Source organism: Mesorhizobium sp. P3_A2, from assembly GCF_056403115.1.
Genome location: NZ_JBFUGC010000001.1, coordinates 262061 through 277695, shown reverse-complemented (window position 1 = coordinate 277695; position 15635 = coordinate 262061). Strand labels below are relative to the sequence as shown.

The following is a 15635-nucleotide window of genomic DNA, read 5'->3' as shown; positions in this document are numbered from 1 at the left end:
ACCGGTTGTCAGGATTCGTCGGCATGCCGTTTTCCGGTCGTTGACATCCGAACAAAATTAGAACAAAATACGAACATAGCAACAACAGGAGAGAGTTATGAGCGATCTTGTTCAGGACGTCGTTTCGTTGGTGTGCATGAGTGCGTTTCTGGTTTCCATGGCCGTCTGGATCGGCGCCATGTGATCAGTCTGCGGTTCGCCGCAGTGTTTTGAGGCGGGCAGGAGGGCGTTGTGTTGTTAAGCCTTTCTTGCCGCCATGGCGCTAGGGTGCCCTGTCAAGACAGGGAGCAAACGCCCAAGTGTCGCCGATCATCACGGCCCTTCTCGTGGCCGGTAATCTCGGACTGATTTTCTTGCTGATGACCGCGCCGCTCGGTTTGCGCACGGTGAGGCTCAGCCGCGTGGTTGCCATGGACCGGCAGCGCCTCTGGCAGGCGCTGTGGCCGCTCGGCAGCGATGCCGGCTGGTCAGGCGAGATCCTGTCGGCAGAGCCGATGGACGGGCAGGGTACGACCCGCATCATGATGTCCTGGGAAGGCCGCGACGGCCAGCCGATCGAGCGCAGGTCGCGCTTCGAAGACGTCGTCGAAGGCAGTCGGTTTTCGATGCGCGTCATTGAGGATACCGCGCTCGACGCTTCGTTCTGGAAGGATTTTTACGAGACCATCGAACTCGTCTCGGAAGGCGCGGGCACGCGGGTGACGCTCAGCCAGACCGATCGCTATCGCGGCGTCGCCTTCCTGGTGTTCCGCTACTTCGCCATGCGCCGCGAACTCGGCAAGCTGCAGCACTGGGCGAGGACCGGAGAATATCGCAAGGGCGGCTGGTTCGAGCATCCGCTAAGCCAGGTCGGCTTTGCCGTTCTGTCGGCCTTCATCCTGTGGCCGTTCTTCGGGCTCAATCTCGGTGGCTTTGCGCTGGCCGCGATCCTGACCTCGGTCGTCGCCCTGCACGAGCTCGGCCATATGGCAGCCTTCCGGCTGACCGGTCACCGCAAGGCGCGGATGATCTTCATCCCGCTGCTCGGTGGTATCGCGATTGGCGGGCGGCCTTATGACAGCCGGTTCGAGGTCGCTTTCGTGGCGCTGATGGGCGCCGGCTTTTCCGCTTTCCTGGTGCCGCTGCTGATCGTCGCCAGCGGCTTCGCGTCCAGCGAGGGGCATCGGCTGGCCGCCGCCCTTCTGGCGACGCTCGCCGGCTTTGCCGCGCTGTTCAACATTGCCAATCTGGTGCCGGTGTGGAAATTCGACGGCGGCCAGGTGCTGCGCCAGATCTGTCCTGGGCCGATCGCGCTGGCGCTGGCTTCGTTCTCTTTGCTTTCGGCCTTGCTGGCGGTGGGCTGGTTCGCTGGCTTTTCCCAAGGCTTTCTGCTGGTGGCAGGCGCGGTCTTTGCCATCCTTAGCCTGCTGACCGTGGGCAGCGGGGTAAAGCCGCGCAACGAGCTGAAGCCGATCCGCACCTTCGACCGTTTCGCCTTGGCCGGCGCGCTGCTGGCCGTCTTCGCAATACACGGCTATGGGCTGTTATGGGCTTCGGCGAAATTGCTTTGAGCGTTTGATCGAGGCGAGGCTTCAGCCAGCCTTGCGCGCCGGTTCGGCAGAAATGCTTTCGGCTGCCCCGAAAATATCCTCGAAGGCAGATTTCAGCGCCAGGTCGAAATCGGCCATGGTCACGGGCAGGCCGAGGTCGACAAGGCTGGTGACGCCGTGGTCCGGAACGCCGCAGGGCACGATGCCGCTGAAATGGCCGAGATCCGGCTCGACATTGACGGCGATGCCGTGAAAGCTCACCCAGCGCCGCAGGCGGATGCCGATGGCCGCGATCTTGTCCTCGGCCGGCGAGCCGTCGGGCAAAGAAGGGCGATCGGGCCGCACCACCCAGACGCCGACGCGGTCCTCGCGGCGTTCGCCGCGCACATTGAAGGCGGCCAGCGTGCCGATGATCCATTGTTCGAGCGCGGCGACGAAGGCGCGCACGTCCTCGCGCCGGCGTTTTAAGTCAAGCATCACATAGGCAACGCGCTGGCCCGGTCCGTGATAGGTGTATTCGCCGCCGCGCCCGGCGGAAAAGACCGGAAAACGGTCGGGGTCGATCAGATCTTCGATGCGGGCGCTGGTGCCGGCGGTGTAAAGCGGCGGGTGCTCGACCAGCCAGACCAACTCGGCGGCCGCACCCGTGCGGATCGCCTCGGCACGCGCTTCCATCAGGGCAAGCGCATCGGTGTAGCCGGTCAGGCCCGGCTCGATGCGCCATTCGACCGGTGCTGAACCCGGCAAGGGCAGGAACGACGTGGCGATCTGGCTGCGTTCGGTCATGGCTTTTCGTTTTTCGCTTAGTGCACGCCGGCTTCCAAAACCGCCTCAGGCCCGGGGTGGAATGCATTTGCCCTTCATATGGCGGTATCCGGCTGAAACGTCCAGTTCGCCGTGCATTTCGGCCTTCCCGACCGTTATGCCAATTCCCGGCGATTATTGCGCGCCGCGCCCTTGTTTCGCCGGAAACGATTTGCTACACGCCGCGAGCCGGTTCGTTCCGGCTCCTACCACGGGCGGTCGTGGCGGAATTGGTAGACGCGCAGCGTTGAGGTCGCTGTGGGGCAACCCGTGGAAGTTCGAGTCTTCTCGACCGCACCAACATCCCGATCCATAGCGATCGGAATCGCCTAAATCCTAATGAGATCAGGTTGCGACGTCCTGCTGCTTGCGGCAGCCGCCGGTCGCTCCTAGGTCCCGACGGTGGATGCATCGCCATCAGCGCGGCTCATTTGCCCGGGAACGGCTTCCTGCCCCGTTGGGATGCTTCCCCATCGTCCTCCCCACGAACTAGGCACAGTCTGGATCCGCCATTGCCTGCGCGCTCCAAGCCGCCGTCAGCTCGGAGAACGAGCTTGGGCAGAAGTCATTTTTCCCCGAGCCAGCGAACTTTGAAACACTTTTTCTATGGAATTTGTAGAATAAAGTTTTGAATGTGATCTCGGTACTGCACGCTAAGCCCCGGCGGCCTTCGCCTCCTGAGTTGCGATCAGCGCTTTCGTAAGCAAGCAAGACAGCTCCCTCGACGGGAGTTGCTCCGCCGATCGCATTGCGGCCGGTGACGGTGGAGCATTTGCCAGCAGCCCGCGGTTTCAGAGGACAGAGGTTTCCATGCCCAAACTTGCACCCGTAGAGCAGACCATTCCGGAAGCCGATATTGTCCCGCTTACGGGACGTGTCGGCGCGGAGATCAGGAACATACGGCTTTCCGGCGACCTGCCGCAGCAGACGGTGGCAGCGATCAACCAGATCCTGTTGCGGCACAAGGTTGTGTTCTTCCGCGCCCAGGCGCATCTCGACGATGCCGAGCAGGAGCGCTTCGCGCATCGTCTCGGCGACCTTGTTCCGCATCCGACCCAGGGTCCCGTCAAGGGAACGGCGTCCATTCTCGAGCTCGATTCAAGCCGTGGCGGCGGTCGTGCCGACCAATGGCACACCGATGTCACCTTCGTTGACGCCTATCCGAAATTCTCGGTTCTTCGTGGTGTCGTCATACCGCCGGCCGGCGGCGACACCATCTGGTCGAACACCGCCGCGGCCTACCAGGACCTGCCCGAGCCGTTGAAGCTGCTCGCGGACAATCTCTGGGCGGTTCACAGCAACGTCTACGACTACGCCGCGGTCCGGCCGCGTGCGAGCGCTGCGGAAAAGAAACACTTCGAGGAGGTTTTCACCTCGACGATCTACGAGACCGAGCATCCCGTTGTCCGCGTCCATCCCGAAACAGGCGAGCGCTCGCTTTTGCTCGGCAATTTCGTGCAACGGCTGATCGGTCTTTCCAAAAGCGATTCAGCGCGGCTCTACGAGGTGTTCCAGTCCTATGTCACCGCGCCGGAGAACACCGTCCGCTGGCGCTGGAAAGCCGGCGATGTGGCGATCTGGGATAACCGGGCCACGCAGCACTATGCCGTCAACGACTATGGCGATCTGCACCGGGTGGTGCGTCGCGCCACGGTCGACGGTGACGTTCCCGTCAGCGTCGACGGCCGCCGCAGCGCCACCCGTACCAAGGTCGCCAAGCCCGCGACCGACAAGGCTGCCTGAGGTCTGGGCCGCCTGAGGCGCGAGGAGCCGCAATACAGGCGGCCCCTTCATTTTCGCCGAAGAGGCGGTGTCGGCGCGATGCCGACGCCGGCTTCAGGACGATGGCTGAGGCTCACCAACCTGGCCTATCCCGTCCAGCCAAGGCCGGACGAGATGCAATTGATCGAGACGAGCAGGGCGTCGGTCGCCCGCTTTTGATCCGCCGTGCCGGTATTTGCCCTGACTTCACGCAGCAGATCGACCTGCAGCCGGTGGATGTCGTCCATCTGACGCCGAAGGCTGTCGAAACGCCGCTTGAACATCGGGAAGCGCACGGAAAGGTCGCCTCCGGTGAGGTCGCGGATCAGGCGTCGGGTCAGCTCGTATTCGGCGACAATGCGGGTGTAGATGCGTTGCGACGCATCGCTGTCGGACACCAGGCCGGCATAGAGCCGCGCGATCTCCATGTCGGACTGGTAGAGCGTCTTCTCTGCCTCGTCGACGATCAGGCGGAAGAAGCGCGAGTGTTCGAACATGCGCGCCAGAAGCCCGCGCCCGGCATCGCCGCGCACCGTGACGAAGGAACTCAGCGCGCTGCCTATGCCATACCAACCGGTCAGCAGATGGCGGTTCTGACTCCAGGCGAACACCCAGGGGATTGCGCGCAGGTCGGCAATGCCTTTGGCGCCGAAACGACGCTCCGGCCGTGAGCCCATTTTCAAGAGCCCCAGTTCCGCGACCGGGCTCGCCTGGTTGAAATAATCGAGGAAGCCCGGCTCCGCCATTAACCTGGCATAGGAGGCCTGCGACATGCCGGCCAGCGCTTCCAGCGCTTCGTCGAATTCGGGTGCCTGCCTGGTTTCGGCGTCGCCGGGCGATCCGGCGCTGTGAGCCAGAACGGCGGCGGCGAGGATCTCGAGCTGGTTGAGGCCGGTGCCGCGATTGGCGAATTTCGACGACACGACCTCGCCCTGTTCCGTCACCCGCATGGACCCAGTGACTGTACCTGTGGGCTGCGCCGCGATCGCCCGGCCGGTCGGCGCGCCGCCACGGCTGACGGAGCCGCCACGGCCATGAAAGAAACTGATCCTGACCTTGTGCTTGCGGCCGACGGCGGCGAGGCGTTTTTGCGCCTTGGCCAGTTCCCAATTGGAGGCAAGGAAACCACCATCCTTGTTGGAATCCGAATAGCCGAGCATGATTTCCTGGCGCGCGCCGAAATCCCGCACCGTGCGCCGCACCAGGGCAATGTCGAGCAATCCGTTCAGGATGCCGGGGGCTGACTGCAGGTCGGCGATGGTCTCGAACAAGGGCACGATCCGCAGTCTGACCGTGCCGTCGCTGCCGGGCGCGGTCGAGAGACCGCAATATTGCGCCAGGAGATAGACTGCAAGCAGATCGTCAACCGAGCGGGTCATGCTGAGGATGAAGCAGCCCACCGCATCGCTATCGGCGCCGGCGATCTGGTTCGCGATGACAGAGAATGTCGCAAGCAGTTCCCTTGCCTCGGGCGACAGCCGGCCCGCGTCGATCTGCAACCGCTCGCTTTGGCCAAGGGCCGCGCGGATGCGCGCCGACCATTGCGGCGTGCCCGGTGTGACCGGGTCTGTCAGCGCAAAAAGCTCGGCCAGTACGCGATTGACGACCGTGGAGTTCTGCCTGATGTCGAGCGAGACCGTGCGGATGCCGAAGCTTGCGACTTGCCAGAGCAGCGGCTGGACGAAACGTCGGGCGACCGCGCGCCCGCCGATCGCTTCGAGGACAGAAGCCAGCCCGTGGAGGTCAGAACCAAACGCCTCCGCCGAGGGGTAGGCGGTTGCCTCACCGTCGCGTGTGGCCACAAGCCGGGCCAGCACGGCCGAAGCGAACTGGCGGAGCGGCTCTTCGGGGTTGCGCGCGGCGATGTCGTGCGCCTGGCCGCTTTTATCGAGTGCCTTTTGCAGAAGCGGGGTGAAGCTGGTCGGCAGGTCGACGACGTTCGAACTGGCGCTGAGCACCGTCACCAGCCGCTGCATTTGCGTCAGGTACCAGCCAATGGCGGTGTTGCGGTATTCGGCCAAGGCATGGGCGGTCATGGCGGCGGTGACGTTCGGATTGCCGTCGCGGTCGCCGCCGATCCACGAGGCGTAGCGCATGAAGGAAGGAATTTTCACCCGCTCTGCGGGATAGTGACGCTGGAAGGCGTCCTGCAGCTTGCCGTAGAGCTGCGGCGTCGCCTCGAAAATCACTTCGCGGAAGAAATGCAGGCCCCAGGCGATTTCGCGTTCGACCGTCGGGCGCTCCAGCCTGAGCTCACCCGTCATCCACAGAAGCTCGATCTCGCTTTCCAGGTCGGCGACCAGAAGCTCGCGTTCGCGCGGGGCCCAGCGCGGCTGGTCGAGCTCGGTCAGCTTGCGATAGATGCGGCGGTGGATCTCCAGAACCGTGACGCGCTTGGCCTCCGTCGGGTGCGCGGTCATGGTCGGGCCGACGCAAAGTTCATCAAATGCCGCCTGCACTTCCGCTGCCGAACGCCCGTTCGCCGCCATCTGCGCGATCACGCTGGCGAATGAGCCCGGCACGTCGTCGGCGCCCGCGCCCTGCTCGAGCTCGCGGCGCGTCCGCATGGCCAACAACTCGTCGGCGATCGCCAGCAACTGGAACCATACGCCGCTTGCCTGCAATGCCGGGATGCGCTGCTTCGGGGCCAGCGAGACAAGCGACCTGCGCCCGCTCAGAACGGCGGCGATCTCGGGCTCACGTGCGCTGGCGACCTTGAGCAGCAGCCGCAACAGCAGGCTGCGCTCGTCTTCGCGAAATTTTATGGGTTTGCTCTGTTCCAACCGCTTTCCTCCCGGGCCGAGGGCTGCGAGAGCGGTTCACCGTTTCACGGAAACGGCGAACCGCTCTATCTCTTTGTTTTTGCGCAATTCCGGACGGAAAACCGCTCACACTTTTCCTGGAATTGCTAAGGCTTTCAAGCAACCCGGTCAGGCACCGGGCGACCCTCGAAGAAGGCGGTGAGGTTCTCCACCACCTTCATGCCCATCGCCACGCGCGTTTCCTCTGTCGCGCTGCCCAGATGCGGCAAGAGCACGACGTTTTCCAACCGCTTGAGCGCTTCCGGGACGGCCGGCTCGCCGTCGAAGACATCGAGGCCGGCCCCAGCGATCTCGCGCCTTTCCAGCGCGCCGATCAGGGCGTCCTGGTCGACGACATCGCCGCGCGCCGTGTTGATCAGGAAGGCGCCGGGTTTCATCGGACGCAGGCTGCGGGCATCGATGAGATGGCGGTTTTCCGCGCCGCCCGGACAGTGCAGCGAGACGAAGTCGGATGCCGTGAGCAGCCCTTCGAGCGTCTGCATCTGCACCGCGCCCATGGCGCGTGTCTCCTCGTCGTCGACGGCTGAGCGATTGAAGAAGACGATCTTCATGCCGAAGCCGAAATGCGCGCGCCTGGCCGTTGCCTTGCCGATGCGGCCCATGCCGACAATGCCAAGGGTTTTGCCCGACACCTTTGCGCCGGCCATGTGCGTCGGCGACCAGCCGCGCCATTCTCCGGCCCGCAGCTGGCGCTCGCCTTCGCCGGTCCGGCGCGCCACGGCCAGTATCAGGCTGAGCGCCAGATCGGCGGTGCAATCGGTGAGTACGCCCGGCGTGTTGGTCACCACGATGTCGCGGTCGCGGGCGGCGGCGACATCGATATGGCTGAAGCCGACGCCGAAATTGGCGATGATCCGGGTGCGGGGAGAGGCGTCTGGAAACACCGCGTCAGGCAAGCGGTCGCTGACCGTTGCCAGGATCGCGTCGTAGTCGGCGAAGGCGGATGTCATTGCCGCCGGGCTCAATGGCGTATCGCTGGTGTTGAACGTCGTGTCGAAGCGTTCGGCGAGGATCGCTTCGACAGGGGCCGGCCATTTGCGGGTAACAATCAAACGCGGTTTCATCTGACATCCTGCAGATCGCTGGGCTGGCGATCCTGGCGCCAGCCTCAACTGCACATTTCGCTATGCGGGCTTGGCCCGACCGGGATCACGCCGCCTTCTTCATCCGCGACAGCGTGTCGGCCACCACCTCGCCGAACGAGGACGGCGTCGGCACGATGACGACGCCGGCTTCCTTCAGGATCTCGACCTTCTCCTGCGCCGACTCGCCGAAGGCTGAGATGATGGCGCCGGCATGACCCATGCGGCGGCCTTTCGGGGCGGACAGGCCGGCGATGTAGGCGATGAGAGGCTTCCTCATATTGTCACGCGCCCAGATCGCGGCTTCGGCTTCCTGCGGTCCGCCGATCTCGCCGATCATGACAACGGCGTCGGTGTCGTCATCCTGTTCGAACAGTTTCAGCATGTCCTTGAACGACGAGCCGTTGATCGGATCGCCGCCGATGCCGACGCTGGTTGAGACGCCGATGCCGAGCGACTTCATCTGTGACGCCGCCTCGTAGCCGAGCGTGCCGGAACGGCCGACAATGCCGACGCGGCCCGACAGATAGATGCTGCCCGGCATGATGCCCATCAGCGCCTGTCCCGGCGTGATGACGCCGGCGCAGTTCGGGCCGATCAGCCGCATGCGATCCTCGTAGCGGTAGCGCATCATGTAGCGCTTGACCTGCATCATGTCCTGCGACGGGATGCCGTCGGTGATGCAGACGCAGAGTTTTATGCCGGCGTCGGCCGCTTCCATGATCGAATCGGCGGCGAAGGGCGGCGGAACGAAGACGATGCTGGCCTCGGCGCGGGTTTCGCGCACCGCGCCCTTGACCGTGTTGAAGACAGGCAGGCCGAGATGTTTCTGGCCGCCTTTGCCGGGCGTGACGCCGCCGACAAGCTTGGTGCCGTAACGCTTCATATCGTCGGCATGGAAGCTGCCGATCTTGCCGGTGAACCCTTGCACGATCACGCGGGTGCTGCGGTTGAGCAGAATTGCCATTGTCTCGACCTCCCTCAGGCTGCTTTTTTCTTGGTGGCCGCGCGCCATGCAGCGACGGCTTTTTCGGCGGCTTCGGCCAGCGTGTCGGCGACGATCACCGCCTCGCCGGAATCGGCCAGGATGCGGCGCCCTTCCTCGGCCTTGGTGCCGGAGAGCCGGACCACCAGGGGTACGTTGACGCCGACCTCGCGTATCGCCTTGATGACGCCTTCGGCGACCCAGTCGCAGCGGTTGATGCCGGCGAAGATGTTGACCAGGATGGTCTCGACATTCTTGTCGCCGAGCACGGCGCGGAAGGATTTCGCCACCCGCTCGGGCGAGGCGCCGCCACCGATATCGAGGAAGTTGGCCGGCTCGCCGCCGGCAATCTTGATCATGTCCATGGTCGCCATGGCCAGCCCTGCGCCATTGATGATGCAGCCGATGTTGCCGTCGAGGCCGACATAGGAAAGGCCGCGGTCGCTGGCGAAGGTCTCGCGCGGGTCTTCCTGGCTCTTGTCGCGCAGCTCGGAGATTTCCGGGCGGCGGAACAGCGCGTTCTCGTCGAACGACATTTTGGCGTCGAGCGCGATCAGATTGCCGTCGCGGGTCACCACCAGCGGATTGATCTCCAGCATCGAGGCGTCGTAGTCGCGGAACACCTGGTAGCAGCTGAAGATGGTCTCGGTCGCCTTGCCGATCAGATTGTGGTCGAGGCCGAGCCCGAAGGCGATCTCGCGCGCCTGAAAGCGCTGCATGCCGACGCCTGGATCGACCGATGTGCGCAGGATGGAGTTGGGCGCCTTCTCGACGATGTCCTCGATCTCCATGCCGCCGGCGGCCGACGCCACGATCATGACGCGCTCTTCCTTGCGGTCGAGGACGAAGCCGACATAGAGCTCCTGCGCGATGTCGACGGCTTCCTCGAGATAAAGCCTGGAGATCAGCTTGCCGCGCGGGCCGGTCTGCTGCGTCACCAGCTTGCGGCCGAGCATGGCCTCGGCGGCGTTGGAGATTTCCTCGTCATTGGCGCACAGCTTGATGCCGCCGGCCTTGCCGCGTGCGCCGGAATGCACCTGCGCCTTCAAGACCCATTTGCTGCCGCCGATCTCGCGCGCCCTATAGGTCGCCTGCTCGGGGCTATAAGCCAGCCCGCCGCGCGGTACATGCACGCCATGGCGCGCCAGCAGTTCCTTGGCCTGATATTCGTGAATGTCCATTTGGTCCTCCCGGTATTTCGCTTTGTTTTTCCGCAATTCCGGACGGAAAACCGCTCACACTTTTCCTGGAATTGCTCTATTGCGCGGCGGCGACGCGGGCGTGGCTGGCCCGTTCGATTGCTTCGTTGACCACCAAAACATTGCGCGCCATGCGTTCCGACGCGGCGTCGATCATCTTGCCGTCGAGTGCGGCCGCTCCCTTGCCCTGCGCCTCGGCCTCCTTCAGCACTTCGAGGATGCGCCGGGCGCGAGTGACCTCTTTTTCCGGCGGCGAAAAGACGTCGTTGGCGAGTGCGATCTGCGATGGATGGATTGCCCATTTGCCTTCGATGCCGAGGGCCGCCGCGCGCCTGGCGCCGGCGATGTAGCCTTCCGGATCGGAGAAATCGCCGAACGGCCCGTCAATGGCGCGCAGGCCGTAGGCGCGGCAGGCGACGGTCATGCGCGACAGCGCGAAATGCCACTGGTCGCCGGGATAGTCGGGGTTCAGCCCGCCAATGTTGACGGTGCGCGCCTTGCAGCTTGCCGCATAATCCGCGACGCCGAAATGCATCGCCTCCAGCCGGCCTGGCGTGGCGGCAATCGCCTCGACATTGGCCATGCCGAGCGCGGTCTCGATCAGCGCTTCGAGGCCGACGCGGGTCTTGAAACCCTTGGCCATCTCGATCTGGTTGACCATCGCCTCGACCATATAGAGGTCGGCCGGCACGCCGACCTTCGGCACCAAAATCGTGTCCAGCCGGTCGCCGGCCTGCTCCATGACGTCGACCACGTCGCGGTACATGTAATGCGTGTCCAGCCCATTGATGCGCACTGAAACGGTCTTGCCCTTGGCGCGCCAGTCGATGTCGTTCAGCGCCTGGATGATGTTCTTCCGAGCGCGTTCCTTGTCGGGCGGCGCGACGGCATCCTCGATGTCGAGGAAGATGAAGTCGGCGGCGCTGTTGGCCGCCTTGTCGATCATCTCGGGGCTGGAGCCGGGAACCGCCAGCTCGCTGCGCTGCAGCCGCAGCTTCTTCAGATGGTTGATGGTGTGGCTCATAGTCGGTTCCTCAGGCGGCTTCGGCGACCGGCACGGCGGCCGAGGCGCGGAAATGCTGGATGGCGGCGCCGACGCCGGAGCCCGGCGCTAGCCTGACGCCGCAGTCGAGCAGCGCCATTTCGGCGGCCGACAGCGAGGAGAGCACCATCACCTCGTTCAGCCAGCCGAGATGGCCGATGCGGAAGACCTTGCCCATCACCTTGTTGAGACCGCCGCCGAGCGAGGTCTGATAGCTGCGGTAGGCGCGCTTGACGACATCGCCGCTGTCGATGCCTTCGGGAACCAGAATGGCGCTCACCGTATCGGAATGCCATTTCGGCGCCTTGGCGCAGAGCTTCAGGCCCCAGGCGTCGACCGCCTTGCGCACGCCTTCGGCAAGGCGATGGTGGCGGGCGAAGATGTTGTCCAGCCCTTCCTCGGTGATCAGGTCGAGTGAGGCGCGCAGGCCACGCAGCAATTGTGTAGCCGGCGTATAGGGAAAATAGCCGGCATCGTTGGCGCGGATCATGTCCTCGAAGGAGAAGAAGCAGCGCCGGTGCGTGGCGCTCCGCGAGGCCTCCAGCGCCTTTTTGCTGACGGAGAGGAAGCCGAGGCCGGCGGGCAGCATGAAACCCTTCTGCGAACCGCTGACGGCGCAGTCGACGCCCCATTCTTCCTGGCGGAAGTCGATCGAGCCGATCGATGAAACGCCGTCGACGAAGAGCAAAGCAGGGTGGTTTGCTTCGTCAAGCGCGGCGCGGCAGCCGGCGACGTCGCTGGTCACGCCGGTCGCCGTCTCGTTCTGGGTGCAGAACACCGCCTTGATGTGGTGCGCCTTGTCAGCCTTCAGCCGCTCGGCATAGAGTTCGAGCGGCACGCCGGTTCCCCAGTCGCAATCGATGACATCGACCTCGAAGCCGAGGCGCTCGGCCATGTCGACCCACAGATGCGAGAACTGGCCGAAGCGCGACATCAGCACGCGGTCGCCGGGGCTAAGCACATTGGTCATCGCCGCTTCCCAGGCGCCAGTGCCGGAGGAGGGGTAGATGAAGACGCGGCCGGTCTCGTTCTTGAACACCTTCTTGATGTCTTCGAACAGCGGCAGCGTGAGATCGGGGAAGGATGCTGCGCGCATATCCTCCATCGGCAGGTTCATCGCCTGCCGGACCTGTTCGGGAATGTTGGTCGGTCCGGGAATGAAAAGATGGGTGAAACCGGCCATGTCGCGAACTCCTCCTGATCCAGCAAAGCGGTGATGGGGAGTTTCGTTTCGGCGGCTAAAGGCAACAACACCTTGCCGGGTAACATCTTGCCGCGTGCGGGTGGGGGCGGCCTACCCGGTTGGCCTACCCGCGGCCTGTTGCTTGCCTACCCGAAAGGCTGCTTCTGGGTACGCCTCTCGCGCGCATAAAGTGCGACGGCCATCGCCCGGTTGCGGACGTCGAGCTTGTCGTAGAGATTCTTGAGGTGGTATTTCACCGTGTTCTCGGAAATCCCTGTCCGCGTTGCGATCTGCAAATTGGTCCAGCCGTCGGACAGCACCGCCAGCAGCTCGCGTTCGCGCACGGTGAGCTGCGACAAGGGCGTGTCGTTGACCTTGTTGATGTCGATATAGGGGATGCAGATGCGACCATGCGCGACCGCCAGGATCGTCTCGAATATGATCGAGGGATCGTCGAACTGGAAGCAGTAGCCCTGCGCTCCGAGCCGCACGCACTGCTTCAGGATGCCGATATCATGGTCGTTGGAAAACACCGCGATGCGCACGCCGAGCTTGCGGCTGTGAACCTCGGCCAGCACATCGGCGCCGTCCATGTCGGCGAGCTTCCAGCCGATGACGGCGACGTCGAATTCGCCTTCCGCTGCCAGTTCGAGGAAATGCCTGCCGCTTTGCACGCAGGCCAGGAGCTCGAAGCGCCCGTCGCAGTCCAGCATTTCGCGCAAGGCCGATACGACGAGCGGGTTGCGTTCGGCCACGACCACGCGCACGCGCGGTTCTGCGGTTGCCTTGGGTTCTGTCTGCGACCTGATCTTCAAGGGCTTCCGGCTATTCTGGTTGCAATCTAAGCGGTCCGGCCATTGCCTGGGACCTGCATCATGACAATTCTGCCCCAACCGTGCGGGGGTGCTCTTTCCCTAGCGACATGCGCTGTCGCGCTGCCTTAAGCCGGAACGCGTGCTGTTTCGATGGCAACGACAGGGTTCCGGTGTGGCCGGCACCGTCGCTTCACGGCAAAAAGGCGCCAACCGCCAAGCGGCCATTTCGCTTGAAATTCCCGTGCGTTAGAGCGACAGCTTGCGTTGTCGAATCGTGTTGCGGCCCTATCTACTTTCGTTTGAGCGCCGGACCCAAAACCGGTTTTCAGTTTTCAAGATCATGGTCTAGACCTGACGGACACCTTTTCCCAAGGGATGATGGCGGGAGGCGCTGGTGGAAAGCCAGGACGAACAAACGAGCGGCGCCAAAGCCGCTGACGATGCCCACGCTGACATCTATGGCGAGGACGGCGCCGTTCTGTCGTCCTTCCTCGCCCAGATCGGGGCTGCGATCGCCGATCGCGACACGCTGACGCTGAAGCGCGAAGTCGACGACCTGCACCAGTCCGAACTCGGCGACCTGCTCGAAGCGCTGCATCCCGAACAGCGCCGCGCTTTGGTCGAACTGCTTGGCGCCGATTTCGACTTTTCTGCGCTGACCGAGGTCGACGAGGCGATCCGCCGCGATATCGTCGACAATATGCCCAATGCGCAAATTGCCCAGGGCATGCAGGACCTCGATTCCGACGACGCGGTCTACATTCTCGAAGACCTCGAGAAGGAAGACCAGGACGAGATCCTGTCGCAGCTGCCGTTTACCGAACGGATCAGGCTGCGGCGTTCGCTCGACTATCCTGAAGAGACGGCCGGTCGCCGCATGCAGACCGAGTTTGTCGCGGTACCGCCGTTCTGGACCATCGGCCAGACCATCGACTACATGCGCGAAGACAAGAACCTGCCCGAGCGCTTCAGCCAGATCTTCGTCATCGATCCGAGCTTCAAGCTGTTAGGGGCCATCGATCTCGACCAGATCCTGCGCACCAAGCGCGCGACCAAGGTCGAGGAGGTGATGCACGAGACAAGGCACGCCATTCCGGCCACGATGGACCAGGAAGAGGCCGCGCGGGAGTTCGAACAATACGATCTGCTCTCCGCCGCCGTCGTCGACGAGAACGAGCGGTTGGTCGGCGTGCTGACCATCGACGACGTCGTCGACGTCATCCAGCAGGAAGCGGAAGAAGATCTGTTGCGCATGGGCGGCGTCGGTGACGAAGAACTGTCCGACAGCATTCTTTCTACCTCGCGCTCGCGCGTGCCTTGGTTGCTGGTCAATTTGCTGACCGCGTTCCTGGCGGCTTCGGTGATCGGGCTGTTCGACCGCACCATCGAGCATATCGTGGCGCTGGCCGTGCTGATGCCGATCGTGGCCGGCATGGGCGGCAATGCCGGCTCGCAGACCATGACCGTGACGGTGCGGGCGCTGGCGACCAAGGACCTCGACATCTACAATGCCGGCCGCATCATCCGTCGCGAAATGGGCGTAGGCTCGATCAACGGCGTCATCTTCGCCGTGCTGATCGGCATCGTCGCGGCGGCCTGGTTTCGCGATCCCAACCTGGGCGGCATCATTGCGGCGGCGATGATCATCAACATGTTCGTGGCAGCCCTGGCCGGCATCCTGATCCCGCTGCTGCTCGATCGGTTCAAGATCGATCCGGCGGTGGCGTCAGCGGTTTTCGTCACCACGGTCACCGACGTCGTCGGTTTTTTCGCCTTTCTCGGACTGGCCACCTGGTGGTTCGCGGTGCCCTGAGGAAACAGGGCATCGCGCCGTCAATTGACTTTTACGTAAATGCCGTGCGACGCTGCCTCGGGGTTTCCTGCCGAGTCCGGTATGGAGCGGGTTTGATCGGAATTGGGGAGGTGCAGCGGCAGCGGCCACTGACCCATGTTCCGGCATTTGGAGCAATGATGCGGGAATATTATACGATCACCGAGCTGACGCGCGAATTCGATGTGTCGACGCGCACGCTACGCTTTTACGAGGATGAGGGGCTGGTGCAGCCGGTGCGGCGCGGCCGCACAAGGCTGTTTCGCCCTTCGGACCGGCATCTGATCCGCCAGATCATGCGCGGAAAACGGCTCGGTTTCTCGATCAACGAGATCCGTGAAATCATCCAGATGTACAAGGAGCCGCCCGGCGAGGTCGGTCAACTCAACCTGATGATCAAGCGCATCGAGGAAAAGCGCGAGGATTTGCGCCAGAAGCGGCGGGATCTGGAGGAGACGCTGGCGGAGCTCGACCAGGCGGAGGAGTCCTGCGTCGAGCGGCTGGTGGAGTTGGGGGTCAATACCTGAGCGGACATCACGCGTTTGAGAACCTGCCGCAAACTTTCGCGATTAGCCGGAGCCC

The 15635-nt window shown here is 63.7% G+C and carries 12 protein-coding genes and 1 tRNA gene; 5 read left to right on the top strand and 8 right to left on the bottom strand.

What is annotated here, in order from left to right; genetic code table 11:
• The first annotated feature begins 299 nt into the window (after window positions 1–299).
• Window positions 300–1550 carry a site-2 protease family protein gene (locus AC1DXM_RS01285; RefSeq protein ID WP_477231401.1) on the top strand — a complete coding sequence of 417 codons (1251 nt, stop codon included), beginning with the start codon at window positions 300–302 and terminating at the stop codon, window positions 1548–1550.
• Window positions 1551–1571: 21 nt separating this feature from the next.
• Here the strand turns inward: AC1DXM_RS01285 and lipB are convergent, their stop codons facing one another.
• The gene (gene lipB / locus AC1DXM_RS01280; RefSeq protein ID WP_477231400.1) at window positions 1572–2315 is read right to left on the bottom strand and encodes a lipoyl(octanoyl) transferase LipB; all 744 of its coding nucleotides are present in this window, start codon (window positions 2313–2315) and stop codon (window positions 1572–1574) included.
• 233 nt (window positions 2316–2548) lie between these two features.
• Between lipB and AC1DXM_RS01275 the strand changes: the two genes are divergently transcribed.
• Both AC1DXM_RS01275 and AC1DXM_RS01270 read left to right on the top strand, forming a co-directional pair.
• Window positions 2549–2633: transfer RNA gene (locus AC1DXM_RS01275), tRNA-Leu, on the top strand.
• A 510-nt stretch (window positions 2634–3143) separates the two neighbouring features.
• Window positions 3144–4076 carry a TauD/TfdA dioxygenase family protein gene (locus tag AC1DXM_RS01270; protein WP_477231399.1) on the top strand — a complete coding sequence of 311 codons (933 nt, stop codon included), beginning with the start codon at window positions 3144–3146 and terminating at the stop codon, window positions 4074–4076.
• Window positions 4077–4201: 125 nt separating this feature from the next.
• On the opposite strand, the gene AC1DXM_RS01265 is transcribed toward AC1DXM_RS01270, so the two are convergent.
• The 7 genes from AC1DXM_RS01265 to AC1DXM_RS01235 form a co-directional block, all read right to left on the bottom strand.
• Window positions 4202–6877 (bottom strand): phosphoenolpyruvate carboxylase, encoded by a 2676-nt coding sequence (locus AC1DXM_RS01265; RefSeq protein ID WP_477231398.1) that lies wholly within the window; start codon window positions 6875–6877, stop codon window positions 4202–4204.
• A 134-nt stretch (window positions 6878–7011) separates the two neighbouring features.
• Window positions 7012–7980, bottom strand: a complete 969-nt coding sequence (locus tag AC1DXM_RS01260) for a 2-hydroxyacid dehydrogenase (RefSeq protein WP_477231397.1) — start codon at window positions 7978–7980, stop codon at window positions 7012–7014.
• Between the two features lie 85 nt (window positions 7981–8065).
• On the bottom strand, window positions 8066–8965 hold the full coding sequence (gene sucD / locus AC1DXM_RS01255) for a succinate--CoA ligase subunit alpha (RefSeq protein WP_477231396.1): 900 nt from the start codon (window positions 8963–8965) through the stop codon (window positions 8066–8068).
• 14 nt (window positions 8966–8979) lie between these two features.
• Entirely contained in the window at window positions 8980–10164 is a 1185-nt protein-coding gene (locus AC1DXM_RS01250; RefSeq protein ID WP_112565159.1) for a malate--CoA ligase subunit beta, read from the bottom strand.
• Between the two features lie 76 nt (window positions 10165–10240).
• Window positions 10241–11206, bottom strand: coding sequence for an HpcH/HpaI aldolase/citrate lyase family protein (locus AC1DXM_RS01245; protein ID WP_477231395.1), 966 nt, complete (start codon window positions 11204–11206; stop codon window positions 10241–10243).
• Between the two features lie 10 nt (window positions 11207–11216).
• Window positions 11217–12407, bottom strand: coding sequence for an aminotransferase class V-fold PLP-dependent enzyme (locus tag AC1DXM_RS01240; protein WP_477231394.1), 1191 nt, complete (start codon window positions 12405–12407; stop codon window positions 11217–11219).
• 146 nt (window positions 12408–12553) lie between these two features.
• Complete coding sequence (locus AC1DXM_RS01235; protein ID WP_477231393.1) at window positions 12554–13174, bottom strand: LuxR C-terminal-related transcriptional regulator; 621 nt, start codon at window positions 13172–13174, stop codon at window positions 12554–12556.
• 442 nt (window positions 13175–13616) lie between these two features.
• Here AC1DXM_RS01235 and mgtE point away from each other — a divergent pair, with 442 nt between their 5' ends.
• Both mgtE and AC1DXM_RS01225 read left to right on the top strand, forming a co-directional pair.
• Window positions 13617–15035 (top strand): magnesium transporter, encoded by a 1419-nt coding sequence (gene mgtE, locus AC1DXM_RS01230; protein WP_477231392.1) that lies wholly within the window; start codon window positions 13617–13619, stop codon window positions 15033–15035.
• A 158-nt stretch (window positions 15036–15193) separates the two neighbouring features.
• The gene (locus AC1DXM_RS01225) at window positions 15194–15580 is read left to right on the top strand and encodes a MerR family transcriptional regulator (RefSeq protein ID WP_112565167.1); all 387 of its coding nucleotides are present in this window, start codon (window positions 15194–15196) and stop codon (window positions 15578–15580) included.
• Window positions 15581–15635 lie beyond the last annotated feature (55 nt).

Coding starts and splice junctions, on each gene's coding strand:
- lipB (WP_477231400.1), bottom strand. CDS start 2,315: ATGACCGAACGCAGCCAGATCGCCACGTCGTTCCTGCCCTTGCCGGGT.
- AC1DXM_RS01270 (WP_477231399.1), top strand. CDS start 3,144: ATGCCCAAACTTGCACCCGTAGAGCAGACCATTCCGGAAGCCGATATT.
- AC1DXM_RS01260 (WP_477231397.1), bottom strand. CDS start 7,980: ATGAAACCGCGTTTGATTGTTACCCGCAAATGGCCGGCCCCTGTCGAA.
- sucD (WP_477231396.1), bottom strand. CDS start 8,965: ATGGCAATTCTGCTCAACCGCAGCACCCGCGTGATCGTGCAAGGGTTC.
- AC1DXM_RS01250 (WP_112565159.1), bottom strand. CDS start 10,164: ATGGACATTCACGAATATCAGGCCAAGGAACTGCTGGCGCGCCATGGC.
- AC1DXM_RS01245 (WP_477231395.1), bottom strand. CDS start 11,206: ATGAGCCACACCATCAACCATCTGAAGAAGCTGCGGCTGCAGCGCAGC.
- AC1DXM_RS01240 (WP_477231394.1), bottom strand. CDS start 12,407: ATGGCCGGTTTCACCCATCTTTTCATTCCCGGACCGACCAACATTCCC.
- AC1DXM_RS01225 (WP_112565167.1), top strand. CDS start 15,194: ATGCGGGAATATTATACGATCACCGAGCTGACGCGCGAATTCGATGTG.